At 62.4% G+C, this 16158-nt stretch carries 13 protein-coding genes; 10 read left to right on the top strand and 3 right to left on the bottom strand.

Annotated features, from left to right (window positions below; all coding sequences use genetic code 11):
- Nucleotides 1-53 precede the first annotated feature (53 nt).
- A complete protein-coding gene (locus ACERHN_RS02805) occupies nt 54-1976 on the top strand; it encodes a PhoX family protein (protein ID WP_415921126.1) in 1923 nt (640 codons plus the stop codon).
- Between the two features lie 173 nt (nt 1977-2149).
- Here ACERHN_RS02805 and ACERHN_RS02800 read toward each other — a convergent pair whose 3' ends face one another.
- Nucleotides 2150-2386, bottom strand: a complete 237-nt coding sequence (locus tag ACERHN_RS02800) for a hypothetical protein (protein WP_415921125.1) — start codon at nt 2384-2386, stop codon at nt 2150-2152.
- 278 nt (nt 2387-2664) lie between these two features.
- Here ACERHN_RS02800 and ACERHN_RS02795 point away from each other — a divergent pair, with 278 nt between their 5' ends.
- From ACERHN_RS02795 to ACERHN_RS02760, 8 genes are all read left to right on the top strand, one after another.
- Nucleotides 2665-3261, top strand: coding sequence for a LysE/ArgO family amino acid transporter (locus ACERHN_RS02795; RefSeq protein ID WP_415921124.1), 597 nt, complete (start codon nt 2665-2667; stop codon nt 3259-3261).
- Nucleotides 3262-3298: 37 nt separating this feature from the next.
- Nucleotides 3299-4201 carry a DMT family transporter gene (locus tag ACERHN_RS02790; protein ID WP_415921123.1) on the top strand — a complete coding sequence of 301 codons (903 nt, stop codon included), beginning with the start codon at nt 3299-3301 and terminating at the stop codon, nt 4199-4201.
- A 49-nt stretch (nt 4202-4250) separates the two neighbouring features.
- Nucleotides 4251-4826, top strand: coding sequence for a choline-responsive transcriptional repressor BetI (gene betI / locus ACERHN_RS02785; RefSeq protein WP_415921122.1), 576 nt, complete (start codon nt 4251-4253; stop codon nt 4824-4826).
- Nucleotides 4823-6331 (top strand): choline-sulfatase, encoded by a 1509-nt coding sequence (gene betC, locus ACERHN_RS02780; RefSeq protein WP_415921121.1) that lies wholly within the window; start codon nt 4823-4825, stop codon nt 6329-6331. Before betI ends, betC begins: the two co-directional genes overlap by 4 nt.
- An 87-nt stretch (nt 6332-6418) precedes the next feature.
- A complete protein-coding gene (locus tag ACERHN_RS02775; RefSeq protein ID WP_415922792.1) occupies nt 6419-7600 on the top strand; it encodes a BCCT family transporter in 1182 nt (393 codons plus the stop codon).
- Nucleotides 7601-7655: 55 nt separating this feature from the next.
- On the top strand, nt 7656-9107 hold the full coding sequence (betB, locus tag ACERHN_RS02770) for a betaine-aldehyde dehydrogenase (RefSeq protein WP_415921120.1): 1452 nt from the start codon (nt 7656-7658) through the stop codon (nt 9105-9107).
- 258 nt (nt 9108-9365) lie between these two features.
- Nucleotides 9366-11015: a choline dehydrogenase gene (betA, locus tag ACERHN_RS02765; protein ID WP_415921119.1), complete on the top strand. Its 1650-nt coding sequence runs from the start codon at nt 9366-9368 to the stop codon at nt 11013-11015.
- A gap of 55 nt (nt 11016-11070) precedes the next feature.
- Nucleotides 11071-11718, top strand: coding sequence for a thermonuclease family protein (locus ACERHN_RS02760; protein WP_415921118.1), 648 nt, complete (start codon nt 11071-11073; stop codon nt 11716-11718).
- Here the strand turns inward: ACERHN_RS02760 and ACERHN_RS02755 are convergent.
- Nucleotides 11715-13109 carry a helix-turn-helix domain-containing protein gene (locus ACERHN_RS02755; protein WP_415921117.1) on the bottom strand — a complete coding sequence of 465 codons (1395 nt, stop codon included), beginning with the start codon at nt 13107-13109 and terminating at the stop codon, nt 11715-11717. The two genes, ACERHN_RS02760 and ACERHN_RS02755, sit on opposite strands and share 4 nt — an antisense overlap.
- A 65-nt stretch (nt 13110-13174) precedes the next feature.
- Nucleotides 13175-14392 (bottom strand): multidrug effflux MFS transporter, encoded by a 1218-nt coding sequence (locus ACERHN_RS02750; protein WP_415921116.1) that lies wholly within the window; start codon nt 14390-14392, stop codon nt 13175-13177.
- Nucleotides 14393-14583: 191 nt separating this feature from the next.
- Between ACERHN_RS02750 and ACERHN_RS02745 the strand changes: the two genes are divergently transcribed.
- Nucleotides 14584-16116, top strand: coding sequence for an acyl-CoA carboxylase subunit beta (locus ACERHN_RS02745; protein ID WP_415921115.1), 1533 nt, complete (start codon nt 14584-14586; stop codon nt 16114-16116).
- The last annotated feature ends 42 nt before the right edge of the window (nt 16117-16158 follow it).

Below are 16158 nucleotides of genomic sequence, written 5' to 3'. Positions count from 1 at the left end.
GCCAGACCGCCCGGACCGGGCGGCGGATATTGCCACCTGACAGGAAGCGACACATGACACAGATCGACCCCCAAGACCTTTCCTTTGACGACTGGGACGAACAGAATTTTCCGCGCCCCACCGAACAGGGCTTTGACCAGGTGGTCGAACGCGCGATCTCGCGACGGGGGTTTTTGGGCGGTGTGCTGGCCTTTGGCTCTGGCGCCGCTGTGATGGGTGCCGGGGTGCTCAAGGGCACAACCGCGATGGCATCCACCTCGCGCTTTGCCTTTGACCAGCTACCGCCACAGACGGACGGCACCGTGCATGTCCCCAGCGGCTACAGCTGGGAGACGCTGGTGCGTTGGGGCGATCCGCTGTTTTCGGATGCGCCGGAATTCGATGCGAGCACCGGCATTCCCACGGCAGGTTCGGACCGGGTGTTTGGCGAAAACACGGACGGGATGGAGCTGTTTCATGTGGGCGACACGCAATTGCTGGTCGTGAACAGCGAATATGTGAACGCGAAGACGAACCTGCCCGCCGAACAGGAGGGGCGTCCAGCCTCGGCCGATGACGTGGTGCGCCTGCAGAACTTCCAGGGCGTGAGCGTGATGGAAGTGGCCGAGGGCCAGAACGGCTGGGAAGTCGTGGTCGACAGCCCCTATAACCGCCGCATCCACCACCGCACCCCGATGACCATCAGCGGACCGGCGGCAGGGCACGACCTGCTCAAGACCGAGGCCGACCCGACCGGTACGATGTCGCTGGGCACGTTCAACAACTGCGGCTCGGGGCGCACGCCGTGGGGCACGTATCTGACCTGTGAAGAGAACTTCAACGGCTATTTCGGAGCCACCGAAGAGCCGCAGCTGAGCGATGTGCACGCCGCGGGCTTCAAGCGGTACGGGGTGAGCACCAAGGTGGACGAGGGCCGGTATAACTACCACGGGTTTGACGCGCGCTTTGACATCACGAAGAACCCGAACGAGCCGCACCGCGCAGGCTATATCGTCGAGATTGACCCGTGGAAGCCCAACAGCACACCGGTCAAGCATACCGCTCTGGGCCGCTTCAAGCATGAGAATGCGGCCTATGCGCTGGCACCGGATGGGCGCGTGGTCGTCTATATGGGCGATGATGAGCGTGGCGAATACATGTACAAGTGGGTGTCGGAGGGCATTTATGTGCCGGGTGGGGATACCTCGCGCCTGCTGAGCGACGGCCAGCTGTTTGTGGCCAAGTTCAACGACGACGGCACCGGGTCGTGGATCGCGCTGACGCCCGAAGACACCGGTATGTCGGAGGCCGAGATTGCGATCTTTACCCGGATGGCCGCCACCGAAGTGAGTGCCACGACCATGGACCGGCCCGAGTGGATCGCGGTGAACCCGACAGCGGTCGAGGCCTATTGCTGCCTGACCAACAACTCGCGCCGCGGGGCGCTGGATGATGATGGCAACGTGCGCACCAATGCAGCCGGGGAGCCGATGGTGCCCAATGCGCCCAACCCGCGTGAGATCAACCGCTATGGCCAGATCGTGCGCTGGCGCCCGCACAATGACGATCACGGGGCGGCGACGTTTGACTGGGATCTCTATGTGATGGCGGGCAACCCGACGGTGCACGCCGATGGCCCCTATGCCGGGTCGGCCAACATCAATGCGGGCAACCTGTTCAACTCGCCTGACGGGATGCAGATCGACTCGAGCGGGCTGATCTGGATCCAGACCGATGGTGACGATGACAATGCGGGTGACTTTGCCGGCATGGGCAACAACCAGATGCTGGCGGGCGACCCGGTGACCGGCGAGATCCGGCGGTTCCTCACCGGACCCAAGGGGTCAGAGGTGACGGGTCTGACGTGGTCGGCGGACCGGCGTACGATGTTCGTGGGCATTCAGCACCCCGATGCGCCGTTCCCCGATGGCGCGGACAGCCTGCCACGGTCGTCCATCGTCGTGGTCAAACGCGACGACAACGCGCTGCTTGGCTAGAGCAGAAATACAAAGACCTGGATCACGTAGCCCTGCCTGAAATCAAAGATTTCAACGGGTTACGTGATGCATGGTGTTGCGGGTTAATCGTTTTTCGCTCCAAGGCAGAGCCCAAAACGCAAAGCGCCGCCCCATCCCCGGGGCGGCGCACGCGGTTCACCTGTGAGTGGTGATCAGAAGAAAAGTGAGCGCGCGGTCTGGCTCCAGCTGGGCGCGCTGGCCGCGGTTGCGGCGGGTGTCTGGCGGCGCAGGCGGCGCATCAGGCCCTTGAGGTCATTCAAACGGGCACGCGCGGCACTGCCTCCGGCGCGGCTTTGAACCGACAGGATCTTTTCCTGTGTCTGCAGCGCGGCCTCGATCAGTTCGAGGTCCTGCTTGGTCAGATCAACTGCGTATGTGTCGTCGAGCATCGGATTTCATCCTTGTTATCGTTGACCAGCATATGGGTGTCTTAACGTCATACGCCAATCATCAATGATCAGATCAACGTGATAGCTGTGACAGCTGACATATGCTGGCAGTACGTGTCTTTCGGGTGGAAGGGATATAGGTATGCAAAACGCTCATGTCTCCGTTTAATTGCGCATTGCTGCTGTGCAAAAAACGAATAGCTGATTTTCGCCTTTTCCAGAGGTTGTGACGGCGTGCCGCTGCCGATAGGCAGGCGGAACAGTCTTGAGAGCGTCAAATGACATCCTTTGTTCCCGGTTTCCTTCTTTCCCTGACCCTCATCCTCGCCATTGGGGCGCAGAATGCATTTGTGCTGCGACAGGGATTGCGGCGCATGCATGTGCTGCCGGTTGTGCTGACCTGTGCCATCTCGGATGCGCTGTTGATCCTGGCGGGTGTTGCGGGCTTTGGCGCGCTGGCCGAAGCGGTGCCGTGGTTTGAGCCGTTGATGCGCTATGGCGGGGCGGCGTTTCTGCTGTGGTACGGGTGGATCAATGCGCGCTCGGCGTGGCGCGGGGGGCAATCCCTTGATGCGGGCGGGGCGGAGACGCAAAGCCTGCGCAGCGCCATCCTGACGCTTTTGGCGCTGACGTGGTTGAACCCGCATGTTTATCTCGACACCGTTGTGTTGCTGGGGTCGATTTCGGCGCAATACCCCGACCGCTTTGCCTTTGGTGCGGGGGCGATGACGGGCAGTTTCGTGTTCTTTTTCTCGTTGGGCTATGGCGCGCGCCTTCTCGGACCGCTCTTTGCCAATCCGCGGGCGTGGCAGGTGCTGGACGCCATCATTGCGCTCACGATGTGGGGCATCGCGCTGAAATTGCTGTATTTGTGAGGTTGCACGCGCGGGGGCTTTGCCGCTTGATAGCGCCATGACCCCCACGCCGCAGAATCCCCTCAAGGGCATCTTCTGGATGCTGGTGACGGGCGCGCTTTTTGTTGCCGTCACCGCGCTGGTCAAGATCATGGGGCCGCGCGTGCCGCCCGCAGAGGCGGCGTTCCTGCGCTATGTTCTGGGGCTGGTGTTCCTGATCCCGATGCTGCCTGCGGTGCGGTCGGCACTTATCACGCGGCGGCAATGGGGTCTTTTCGGTGCACGCGGATTTTTTCATGCGATTGGCGTCATGCTCTGGTTCTATGCCATGACGCGCATCCCCATCGCCGAAGTCACCGCGATGAACTATCTCGCGCCCGTCTATGTGAGCATCGGGGCAGCTCTGTTTCTGGGCGAACGGCTCGCGGCGCGCCGGATTGCCGCCGTTGTCGTGGCGCTCATCGGGGTGGCGGTGATCCTGCGACCGGGGTTCCGCGAAGTGGCGCCGGGGCATATCGCCATGGTGTTCTGCGCCATCTTCTTTGCGGGCTCTTACCTGTTGGCCAAGATCATGGCGGACGAGGCGAAACCGGCGGTCGTGGTGGCGATGCTGTCGATTTTTGTGACCATCGGCCTTGCCCCCTTTGCGCTGGCCGACTGGGTGACGCCCACATGGGGGGATCTGGGTCTGTTGTTCATCGTGGCCTGTTTTGCCACCGCCGGACATTACACCATGACCATGGCATTTGCCGCAGCACCTGTGACGGTCACACAGCCGGTCACGTTTTTGCAACTGGTGTGGGCGGTGCTTCTGGGGGCGCTGTTCTTTGCCGAACCGGTGGATGCGTGGGTGATCTTTGGCGGTGTGCTGATCCTGGGGGCGGTGACGTATATCACCTGGCGCGAGGCGGTTCTGAAACGCCGCTCCATCACCCCGCCGAGCCCTGCGACGAAACTCTGACATTTTTTATTGATTGACGAGTCAATAAAAAACCAGCAGTTTGCCGCCCATGCCTAAGCTGGGAATGGAACCGATACGCCGTGACGCGCTGGTCCGCGCCACCATCGCCGAGATTGGGGCGGCGGGCACACTCGACGTCACGGTCAGCCAGATCGCGCGGCGGGCGGGCATGTCCTCGGCGCTGGCGCATCATTATTTCGGGGGCAAGGATCAGATATTCCTCGCCGCGATGGGGCACATCCTGCGGGTGTTCCGGGCCGAGGTTGTGGCGGGCCTGCGCCGCGCACGCACGCCACGCGCCCGCGCGGAGGCGTTGATCGAGGCGAGCTTTGCGCCGTCCTGCTTTGATCCCGCGACTGTCGGCGCGTGGATGACCCTTTATGCCCAGGCCGCGACGCATCCCGAAACCAACCGGCTGCTGCGGATGTATCAGGCACGGCTGCATACAAACCTGCGCCATGCGTTGCGCCCGTTGAGCCGGTCGGCGGATGCGGATGCGGCGCTGTTGGCGGCGTTGATTGACGGGCTGTACCTGCGTGCGGCCCTGGGCGGCGGCATGACGGCAGAGGCGGCCAAAGGCACGATCCGGCGCGCGCTGGACCAGATGACGGGAGCGGGCACATGAGCCAGCCGAACATTCTTATCTTCATGGTGGACCAGCTGAACGGGACCCTGTTTCCCGATGGCCCTGCCGAGTGGTTGCACGCGCCCAACCTCAAGGCGCTGGCTTCCCGGTCGACCCGCTTTGCCAACACCTACACCGCCTCGCCGCTCTGTGCGCCGGGGCGCGCGTCCTTCATGTCGGGCCAGTTGCCAAGCGTCACGGGTGTCTATGACAACGCCGCCGAATTCCCGTCCTCGATCCCGACCTATGCCCACCATCTGCGCCGCGCAGGCTATCAGACCTGCCTGTCGGGCAAGATGCATTTCGTGGGCCCCGAACAGCTGCACGGGTTCGAAGAGCGCCTGACCACTGACATCTATCCGGCCGATTTCGGCTGGACGCCGGATTACCGCAAACCGGGCGAGCGGATTGACTGGTGGTATCACAACATGGGGTCTGTCACGGGTGCGGGCGTGGCCGAGATTTCCAACCAGATGGAATATGATGACGAGGTCGCCTATCACGCGACGCGCAAGGTCTATGATCTGGCGCGCGGGCACGATGCACGGCCATGGTGCCTGACGGTGAGTTTCACGCACCCGCACGACCCGTATGTGGCACGCAAGAAATACTGGGATCTCTACGCGGATTGCGAACACCTGCTGCCGCAGGTGCCCGCGATGGCTTATGACGATCACGATCCGCATTCGCAGCGCATCTTTGACGCCAATGACTGGCGCAGCTTTGACATCACCGAAGACGATATCCGCCGGTCGCGTCGGGCCTATTTCGCCAACATCTCCTATCTCGACGACAAGATCGGAGAGGTGATGGAGGCGCTGGAGACGACGCGACAAGAGGCGATCATCCTGTTCGTGTCCGACCACGGCGATATGCTGGGTGAGCGCGGGCTGTGGTTCAAGATGTCGTTCCTTGAGGGATCGGCGCGGGTGCCGCTCATGATTTCGGCGCCGTCGATGAAACCGGGGCGGGTGACCGACCCGGTCAGCAATATCGACGTGTGCCCGACGCTCTGCGATCTGGCGGGTGTAGACATGTCAGAGGTGGCGCCCTGGACCGCAGGCCAAAGCCTCGTGCCGCAAGGGCAGGGTGTGGCACGCACCGAGCCGGTGGCGATGGAATACGCGGCGGAGGCGTCTTATGCGCCGATGGTGTCGCTGCGCTATGGCAAGTGGAAATACAACCGCTGCGCGCTCGACCCTGATCAGCTTTTTGATCTGGAGGCCGACCCGCACGAGCTGACCAACCTGGCCGAGGTGCCTGAACATCAGGGCACGCTGACGTCCTTGCGCGCGAAATCAGAGGCGCGGTGGGATCTTGATCGCTATGATGCGGATGTGCGGGTCAGTCAGGCGCGCCGTTGGGTCGTGTACGAGGCGCTGCGCGAGGGCGGGTATTACCCCTGGGATTACCAGCCATTGCAAAAGGCGTCCGAACGGTTCATGCGCAACCACATGGATCTCAACGATGTTGAGGAAAATCAGAGGTTTCCGCGCGGAGAATAAACCATCACATGACCCCGGTGCCGGGCCGTGATGGACCACAAACAACAGGTGCCAAAGCCACAAGACCAACAAGGAGGGACCTTGACCATGTTAACGACGATCATCTCATTCGGTGTGCTGCTGGCCTTTGTGCTGGTGGCGTTTGTCACCGTCAAATACTGGAACGTGCGCCTGACGGGACCGCAACCCGTCAGCCTGTTCGTGTTCATCGCGATCCTGTTCACATCCGGCCTCGACGTGGGCCTGATCATGTTCCCGATCGCTTTCGACTTCCCGCTGTATGCGGATACGGCGACGGAACCGGCCTATGCGTTCACCAACCCGCTGGCGCTCGAATTCGGCTTCTGGGGCTTTCTGATCTGGGCGTTCTATTTCCTGACGGCGTTCTATTTCTGCGCGATTGAACCGCGGGTGAAGTTCTTTGAGAACGGCATCGTCAAGCTGATCAATAACCTTGTCATCATCACGACCTGTGCGTTTACCGGCGCGCTCTTCCTGATCTACATGCCGTATTACATCCCCGAAGTGGGCGATGGCGAAACGGTGATCCCCGCGTTCTACGTGATCTGCTTCCTCGTGATCCTCGCGGCGTCCTATTCGTCCACGGACATCAAATACGTGAAGATCCTGTCGGTCTCCTCGACTTTCGTGTTCTTTGCGCTGATCGCGTTCATGTGGATCAATGGCGGCATGGGCTTTGGCGAGTTCCTGAGCACGGGCAGCAATATCGGCGGTTACTTTGCCAATATCCACAAGTTCATCATTCCGCTGACCGACTACCACGAATTCTATCTGTTCTGGTGGTTCGCGTGGTCGATCATGATCGGACAGTTCACGTCGCGTTTCGTGGGCGGGCTGACCACATGGCAGCTGCTGGCGGCACTGCTGATCTTCCCGTCGATCCCCTTGGGCGTGTGGTTCACCGTGGCCTACTGGTATCACCTCAATGCCATCGACATGACCGGCCTCGTGAACTGGTCCATGACCGTTGTGGGCATCCTGTTCGTGATCAACTCGTTTGACTCGCTGATCCGGCTTTACACCGACAACCTGAATGTGACCGCCGACCGCTACGGCAAGATCCAGTACGTGCTGGGCAATGCCGCGCTTCTGTTCGTGCTGACCCTGCTGTTCCAGAGCCAGTGGTTGCAGATCCAGTGGGTCGGCACCGCCGTGATCGGCATCTATGTCGCCTGCCTTGTCTGGGTGCTGATGCGCCGCGACCGGTTGAGCGACTTGCAAACCCTGAAGGCCGCTCCGGCGGAATAACACCTGCGGGCGGCGCGCATCGGTGCGCCGCCCGACCAAAGACAAGAGGATTTTCATGCAGACCCAGCCACCAGCCAGCCATTTCATCAACGGCGCATATGTCGAGGATACGGACGGCACGCCGATTGACGTGATCTATGCCGCGACGGGTGAAAAGATCGCGCAGGTCCATGCCGCGACCCCTGCGATTGTGGAACGCGCGCTGGCATCTGCACGCGCCGCGCAAGCCGCATGGGCCGCAATGACCGGTACGGAACGGGGGCGCATCCTGCGCCGGGCCGCTGACATCATCCGGGAGCGCAATCACGAACTGTCGGTGCTGGAGACCTATGACACTGGCAAGCCCTATCAGGAGACAAGCGTTGCGGATGCGACGTCCGGGGCGGATGCGCTGGAGTATTTCGGGGGCATGGCCGCAACATTGACGGGCGAGCATATCCAGCTGGGCGAGGACTGGGTCTATACCCGCCGCGAGCCATTGGGTGTGTGCGTGGGGATCGGAGCGTGGAATTACCCGACGCAGATTGCCTGCTGGAAAGGCGCGCCCGCGCTCGCCTGCGGCAACACGATGGTGTTCAAGCCGTCCGAGACAACGCCGCTTTGCGCGTTGAAGGTGGCGGAGATCCTGCACGAGGCGGGGGCACCTGCGGGGGTTTACAACGTCGTGCAGGGCATGGGTGAGGTCGGGGCCGCTTTGGTCGGTGACGACCGCGTCGACAAGGTGTCACTGACCGGATCGGTGCCCACGGGGGCACGCGTCTATGCCGCGGCGGCGGCAGGTATCAAGCATGTGACGATGGAGCTCGGCGGCAAATCCCCGATGATCGTGTTCGAGGACGCGGATATCGAAAACGCGGTGTCGGGCGCGATTCTGGGGAATTTCTATTCCTCGGGGCAGGTCTGTTCCAACGGGACGCGGGTGTTTGTGCAAAAGGACATCAAGGAAGCGTTCCTGTCGCGGCTGGCCGAACGGTTGGGCACGGCGGTGATCGGTGACCCGCAGGACCCCGAGACGAGCTTTGGTCCGATGGTCAGCGCGCGTCAGATGGAGATTGTTCAGGGTTACATTGCCAAGGGACAGGAGGAAGGTGCGCGGCTGGTCTATGGCGGCAAGCGGGTGGAGCGGGACGGGTTCTACCTTGAGCCGACGGTGTTTGCGGATGTGACCGACGATATGGCCATCGCCCGCGAGGAAATCTTTGGCCCCGTGATGGCAGTGCTGGATTTCGAGGATGAGGCAGAGGTCATGGCGCGCGCCAACGCGACGGAGTTCGGTCTGGCCGCCGGTGTGTTCACCCGCGATCTGGCGCGCGCGCACCGCGTGGCGGCGGGGTTCGAGGCGGGGACCTGTTACATCAACACCTATAACGATGCGCCGGTCGAGGCGCCCTTTGGCGGGTCGAAACGGTCCGGTGTGGGTCGCGAAAATTCGAAGGCGGCGATCGAACATTACAGCCAGTTGAAATCGGTCTATGTGCGCATGGGCGATCTGGAGGCTCCGTTTTGAGAGTGCGGAACACCCTTTTTCGGCACGCCGCCCGCCCACCCACCCCGTCGCGCCGAAAAAGGGTGGGCGCGGATGATGGGTGCGGCGCTGCGTGACCCCTGTTTTGGAATTTTGCTGAGAGGTGCTTGAGGGATCAACATGATCCTCAAGTCACCATGTCGATGGTGTGATGCGATTCCCCGAAGCCTCAAGGACAAGCCACCTGACGGTGGTGCTGCGCATCCTTGACCCTTCGTGGAATCACCGGAGGTGAGTGAGATGGAAGCGGATTATGTGATTGTGGGGGCAGGGTCAGCGGGTTGCGCCGTGGCGTACCGGTTGGCGGAAGCCGGGCAGTCGGTGCTGGTGATCGAACATGGCGGGACGGACGCGGGCCCGTTCATTCAGATGCCTGCGGCCTTGTCCTATCCGATGAACATGAAGCGCTATGACTGGGGCTATATGTCCGAGCCGGAGCCGCATCTGGGCGGGCGGCAACTCGTGTGTCCGCGCGGCAAGGTCGTGGGCGGGTCGTCGTCGATCAACGGCATGGTCTATGTGCGCGGTCATGCCCATGACTTTGATCATTGGGCCGAGAGCGGGGCCGATGGCTGGTCCTATGCGGATGTGCTGCCTTACTACAAGCGGATGGAGACGTGGCATGATGGCGGCCACGGTGGCGATCCGGCGTGGCGCGGCACCGACGGGCCGCTGCACATCACGCGGGGACCACGCACCAACCCGCTTTTCCATGCCTTTGTCGAGGCGGGGCGGCAGGCGGGTTATCCGGTGACGTCCGACTACAATGGCCAGCAGCAGGAAGGGTTCGGCCCGTTTGAGCAGACGGTGCACAAGGGGCGGCGCTGGTCGGCGGCCAATGCGTATCTGAAACCGGCGCTGAAGCGTCCGAACTGTGATCTGGTGCGTGGGCTGGTTGAGCGGGTTATGATGGAGGAGGGCCGCGCGGTTGGTGTGGCGCTGGCCGGTGGCAAGGTTGTGCGGGCGCGGCGCGAGGTGATCCTTGCGGCGTCGTCGATCAACTCGCCCAAGATCCTGATGCTGTCGGGCATTGGCCCCGCCGCGCATCTGGCCGAGCATGGGATTGATGTCGTCGCGGACCGGCCCGGCGTGGGTGGCAACCTGCAGGACCATCTGGAGATGTATATCCAGTTCGCCTCCAAACAGCCCATCACGCTCTACAAACACTGGAACATCTTTTCCAAGGCGGTCATCGGGGCGCAGTGGCTGTTCACAAAGACCGGATTGGGGGCCTCCAACAACTTTGAAAGCTGCGGGTTCATCCGCAGCCGTGCGGGCATCAGCTATCCGGATATCCAGTTCCACTTCCTGCCCATCGCCGTGCGCTATGACGGCAAGACGGCCGCCGAGGGGCACGGGTTCCAGGCGCATACCGGCCCGATGCGATCGGTGAGCCGGGGGCGGGTGTCGTTGCGGTCGGGTGATCCGAAGGATGATCCCAGGATCGCGTTCAACTACATGAGCGATCCGCAGGATTGGGAGGAATTCCGCACCTGCATCCGGCTGACCCGCGAGATCTTTGCGCAGGAGGCGATGGCGCCATTTGTCAAACACGAGATCCAGCCCGGTGCGGCGGCGCAGAGCGACGAAGCACTGGATGACGTGATCCGCGAACATGCTGAAAGCGCCTATCACCCCTGCGGCACCTGCCGGATGGGGCGGGCGGACGACCCGGACGCCGTGGTCGACCCGCAGGGCCGCGTGATCGGGGTCGAGGCGTTGCGCGTCGTGGACAGCTCGGTCTTTCCGCGTATCACCAATGGCAACCTGAACGGTCCGTCGATCATGACCGGCGAGAAGATGGCGGATCACATTCTTGGCCGTGATCCCTTGCCCGCCAGCAATGACGTGCCGTGGGTGCACCCCAATTGGGAGACAGCGCAGCGTTAACCTGACGCGCAATTGTGCCCTTGAAGACGGGCGGCGACATGGTCACGTTAAGACCATGTTAAGAGTTTGTTCCTTACTTGTTCTGCTGTGGCCCGTGTGGGCTGTGGCCGATATCAGCGGCCCCGTGATCGTGATCGACGCCGATACGATTGATGTGGCGGGCACGCGGGTGCGACTGCACGCCATTGATGCGCCGGAGCTCGACCAGACCTGCGAGACGGAGCATGGTGCGGGCTTTGAATGCGGCGCGTGGGTGACCGCGCAGGTGCGCGCCCGGTTCGAAGGGCGTGTGGCGACCTGCATGCCGCTTGACACCGACCGGTACGGACGGGTTGTGGCCAAATGCGATGTGGGCGGCACCGATATGGGGCAGGAGATCGTTTCGCAAGGCTGGGCCTTTGCCTACAGGCGCTACGGCATGGACTATGATTTGGACGAAAAGGCGGCGTTTGTGGCGGACCGCGGCCTGCACGGGCTGCGGGTGCAATCGCCGAGCTGGTTCCGCCAGACCCGCGCCAAGGGACGCATTCCGCCCAATCCTGCCTGCCGGATCAAAGGCAACGTGTCGGGCAACGGGCGGATTTTCCACATGCCGGGACAGGAATTCTACGAACGCACGGGCATTATCGAGGCGCGTGGCGAGCGGTGGTTTTGCACGGCGGACGAGGCACGCGCCGCGGGCTGGCGCGCCGCGCGACGTTAACGCACGGTATAAGGCAGGACGCCGCGCACATCCGGATCCACGGACAGCTGCCGTTCCAAGGGCGGCACCGACCGCTGGTGACAGCGGTCGCGTTCGCAGATGCGGCAGGAAATGCCGATGGGTTCAAATGCCTCCGCCCGGCCCACATCCAGACCATCGGCATAGACCAAAGCTGCCGCATGCCGCACCTCGCACCCCAGAGCGATGGCATAGCGGCGCACAGGCGCGCCAAACCGTCCGCCCGGTTTCGACACATCCCGCGCAAGGCTGATGTAACGCACACCGTCGGGGGTTTCGGCCAGCTGGCGCAGGAACTGGCCCGGTTGTTCAAACGCGCGGTGCACGTTCCACAGCGGACACGCCCCGCCAAAGCGCGCAAATTGCAGGCGTGTGGCCGAATGGCGTTTGGTGATCGTGCCCGCCTGATCGACGCGCACGAAGAAGAACGGCACGCCCTTGGCCCCCGGACGCTGCATCGTGGACAGCCGGTGGCAGACCTGTTCGATGCTGGCACCGAACCGCGTGGCAAGCTGTTCCAGATCGTGGCGCGTGGCCTGTGCCGCCTCCAGAAACGTCGTATAGGGCATGAGCGCGGCCCCGGCGAAGTAGTTGGCGAGGCCGATTTTGGCGATGGCGCGGGCCTCGTCGCTCTGAAACCGGGCGAGGTCGAGCGTCGCCTCGAGCAGCGCATTTTGCCGGGTGAGCGCGACCTGCAAAAGCAACTGGAACGATTGTGTTGCGGGGCTGGCGCGGGTGGAGATGTGCAGCGTGTCACCTATCAGGCGACGCAGGGTGTCATCATCGCTGAACACAACCTTGATCCCTGCATGGGCGAGGGTGGAGACGGCGCTGACCTTGATGTTGCCATGGGTGCCTTCCGCGGTGGCAAAATGTTCCGCGGCCCGGTCCACCGCGTCGATATAGTTGTCGCAGTAGTGAAAGAAGTCGCGGACTTCCTCCCATGGTGATGGCCGCGCGCGCGCGTCCTCGCGGCCCAGAGCCTCGTCCAATGAGGCCAGCCGTTCATGGGTCTGCCGGTATGCCCGGTGCAGGCTGAGAAATGCGTGCGCAAGCGCAGGCGCGTTGGACGCGGCCAGCCGCAGGTCAGCCATGCCCGGCATGTCGCCCGTGAACACCGGGTCCGCCAGCGCCTCGCGCATGTCCGACACCAACCGTTCGCCATCGCTCGCGCTCAGCTCGGTCACGTCCAGCCCAAACTCCTGCGCGAGGCTCAGCACCACGGAGGTGCTGACCGGGCGATTGTTGTTTTCCATCTGGTTGAGATAGGGCAGGGACACGCCAAGCTTTGACGCGAAATCCTTCTGCGTGAGCGACATGCGCGTGCGGATTTCCCGCAGCTTGGCACCGGCATAGAGTTTGGGGGCGGCCATCCTGTCCCTTTGCAGCTTTGCAATGGGGCGAGATTAAGTTTGCAAAGCCGCGCCCGCAAGCGGGATTATGCCAGCGCCAGCCGCCGCTCGCGCCAGTAGACAGCACCAATCGCGATGAGCGCCGCCAGCCCCGTCAGCACCATGATATACAGAAGCGGGAACGCCCCGGTCTCCGGTGTCAGAAGGAACCCCGCAAGTGCAGACAGCGCAGCACCACCACCGATCATGATCGCACCCGCCAAACCCGACGCCGTGCCCGCAAGGTGCGGGCGCACCGACAGCGCGCCGGCGGTCGCGTTGGGGATCACGAGGCCATTGCCCAGCCCCACAAAGGTCATCATCGCGAAAAAGCTGATCGGCGTGCCCGCGCCAGCGATAAAGATCGCCAGCGAAATCGAAGTGCCGACGAAATTCGCGATGCTGCCCCACAGGACCATGCGGTTGACGCCAAACGTGGTCGCATACCGCCCGCTCAGCCCGTTGCCGATGAAATACCCCACAGCAGGGGCCCCGAAATAGAACCCGAGCTCTGCCTCGCCCATGCCAAAGATCGTCATGCCCACGAACGGCGCGCCGCCCAGATAGGCAAAGAACGACCCCGAGCAGAATGCCGCTGCCAGCGAATAGCCCCAGAACCGGGGCGAGCGCAGCAGCTCAGGGTATTCGCGGAACTGGCCCAGCACGGTTTTGTCCGACGGCTGCGCCGTTTCGCCCACATCGGCCCAGACCAGCCACATCAGCAGCCCGCCGACAATCAGGAAGAACCAGAAATTCGCCTTCCAGCCAAACGCTTCCTCCATCAGCCCGCCAATCCCCGGCGAGATCATCGGAACGACGGCCATGCCCATGGTGACATAGCCGATCATCGACGCAGACTGGTCCTGATCATAGAGGTCGCGAACGATGGCCCGGCTCAGCACCATGGCCACGGCGATGATCGCCTGACACATGCGGAAGAACAGGAACACCTCGGCGGACGGCGCCAGCAGACAGCCGATTGTCGCAACCATGAACAGTCCGACGCCCCAGAGCAGCACCTTGCGCCGGCCCAGATTGTCCGACACCGGGCCGATAATCGTCTGCATCACCGCCGACACGCCCAGATACAGCGCCACCGACAGCTGCATCAGCCGGTATTCGGTGTCGAAATAGACGGTCATGTTCGGCAGGCTGGGCAGGAACATGTTCATGACCATGGCCGATACCCCGGCAAGCAGGATCAGCGTCAGGATGTGCGGCGGGGTGGTACGGTCAAGGAATTTGACCTGCGGTTTCGAAGACATGGGTCCGGGGTAGGCCGATGTCGCGGGGCTGTCCAGTGCAGGGCTGCACAGAGGCTTGCGCCTTTGAATGATATTGCAGGTTTGCAGTTTGCAATCACCTTGATGCAAAGACTTTGCAAATATGCTCAATGGCGCTTTCATCCCCGCCCTCCGGCCATGTATGCTCTGCCGCAAAGCTTCCGAGGGGCATCATGACCGACATTCTCACCGAACTTGAAAACCGCCGCGCCGCCGCCCGTCTGGGCGGAGGGCAGAAACGCATCGACGCGCAACATGCCCGGGGCAAGTTAACCGCCCGTGAACGCGTGGATCTTGTTCTGGACGAGGGGTCGTTCGAAGAGTTCGACATGTTCGTCACCCACCGCTGCACGGATTTCGGCATGGAGCAGCAAAAACCGGCAGGCGACGGTGTCGTCACGGGCTGGGGCACGATCAACGGGCGCATGGTCTATATCTTCAGCCAGGATTTCACCGTTCTGGGCGGGTCCGTGTCGGCGACCCACGCGGCCAAGATCTGCAAGATCATGGATATGGCGGTGGAAAACGGCGCGCCGGTGATCGGGATCAACGATTCCGGTGGCGCGCGCATTCAGGAAGGTGTGGACAGCCTCGCAGGCTATGGCGAGGTGTTCCAGCGCAACGTGATCGCCTCTGGCGTGGTGCCGCAGATCAGCGTGATCATGGGCCCATGTGCGGGCGGCGCGGTCTATTCCCCCGCAATGACCGATTTCATCTTCATGGTCAAAGACAGCTCTTACATGTTCGTGACCGGCCCCGACGTGGTCAAAACCGTGACCAACGAACAGGTCACTGCCGAAGAGCTGGGCGGCGCGTCCACCCACACGAAAAAATCCTCCGTCGCGGATGCGGCGTTTGAAAATGACGTCGAAGCGCTGGCCGAGGTGCGCCGCCTTGTCGATTTCCTGCCGTCCAACAACCAGCAGAAACCACCCAAGCGCCCCTTCTTCGATGCGCCCGACCGGGTGGAGCCGAGCCTTGATACGCTCGTGCCCGACAACCCCAACATGCCCTACGACATGAAGGAGTTGATCACCAAGCTGGCGGACGAAGGTGATTTCTACGAGCTGCAGGAAGAGTTCGCGAAAAACATCATCACCGGGTTCATCCGGCTCGAAGGGCAGACCGTGGGCGTGGTGGCGAACCAGCCGATGGTGCTGGCGGGCGTTCTGGACATCGACTCGGCCCGTAAATCGGCGCGCTTTGTGCGCTTCTGCGACTGTTTCGACATCCCGATCCTGACACTGATCGATGTGCCGGGGTTCCTGCCGGGCACGTCACAGGAATATGGCGGCGTGATCAAGCACGGGGCAAAGCTGCTTTACGCCTATGCCGAGGCGACGGTGCCCAAGGTGACGGTGATCACGCGCAAGGCCTATGGCGGGGCTTATGTTGTGATGGCGTCGAAACACCTGCGGGCTGACTTCAACTATGCCTGGCCCACAGCCGAGATCGCGGTGATGGGTGCCAAAGGGGCGACGGAGATCATCCACCGCGCCGACCTTGGCGATGCGGACAAGATCGCGCAGCACACCAAGGATTACGAAGACCGGTTTGCAAATCCCTTCGTGGCCGCCGAACGCGGGTTCATCGACGAGGTGATCCAGCCCCGCTCGACCCGCAGACGCGTCGCCCGCGCCTTTGCGTCCTTGCGGACGAAGAAGGCAAAGATGCCGTGGAAAAAGCACGACAACATTCCGTTGTAATTAATTGATCTCAATGTGAAAGGACGGCTTTATGCGGTTTTT

This window comes from Tateyamaria rhodophyticola, from assembly GCF_047777875.1.
Lineage (GTDB): Bacteria > Pseudomonadota > Alphaproteobacteria > Rhodobacterales > Rhodobacteraceae > Tateyamaria.
The sequence above is the reverse complement of the archived record's forward strand: the minus strand, read 5'-3'. Positions and strand labels throughout refer to the sequence as shown.

Coding starts and splice junctions, on each gene's coding strand:
- ACERHN_RS02760 (WP_415921118.1), top strand. CDS start 11,071: ATGTTAAGAGTTTGTTCCTTACTTGTTCTGCTGTGGCCCGTGTGGGCT.
- ACERHN_RS02755 (WP_415921117.1), bottom strand. CDS start 13,109: ATGGCCGCCCCCAAACTCTATGCCGGTGCCAAGCTGCGGGAAATCCGC.
- ACERHN_RS02750 (WP_415921116.1), bottom strand. CDS start 14,392: ATGTCTTCGAAACCGCAGGTCAAATTCCTTGACCGTACCACCCCGCCG.
- ACERHN_RS02775 (WP_415922792.1), top strand. CDS start 6,419: ATGTTAACGACGATCATCTCATTCGGTGTGCTGCTGGCCTTTGTGCTG.
- ACERHN_RS02790 (WP_415921123.1), top strand. CDS start 3,299: ATGACCCCCACGCCGCAGAATCCCCTCAAGGGCATCTTCTGGATGCTG.
- betI (WP_415921122.1), top strand. CDS start 4,251: ATGCCTAAGCTGGGAATGGAACCGATACGCCGTGACGCGCTGGTCCGC.
- betA (WP_415921119.1), top strand. CDS start 9,366: ATGGAAGCGGATTATGTGATTGTGGGGGCAGGGTCAGCGGGTTGCGCC.
- ACERHN_RS02795 (WP_415921124.1), top strand. CDS start 2,665: ATGACATCCTTTGTTCCCGGTTTCCTTCTTTCCCTGACCCTCATCCTC.
- ACERHN_RS02745 (WP_415921115.1), top strand. CDS start 14,584: ATGACCGACATTCTCACCGAACTTGAAAACCGCCGCGCCGCCGCCCGT.
- ACERHN_RS02800 (WP_415921125.1), bottom strand. CDS start 2,386: ATGCTCGACGACACATACGCAGTTGATCTGACCAAGCAGGACCTCGAA.
- ACERHN_RS02805 (WP_415921126.1), top strand. CDS start 54: ATGACACAGATCGACCCCCAAGACCTTTCCTTTGACGACTGGGACGAA.
- betC (WP_415921121.1), top strand. CDS start 4,823: ATGAGCCAGCCGAACATTCTTATCTTCATGGTGGACCAGCTGAACGGG.
- betB (WP_415921120.1), top strand. CDS start 7,656: ATGCAGACCCAGCCACCAGCCAGCCATTTCATCAACGGCGCATATGTC.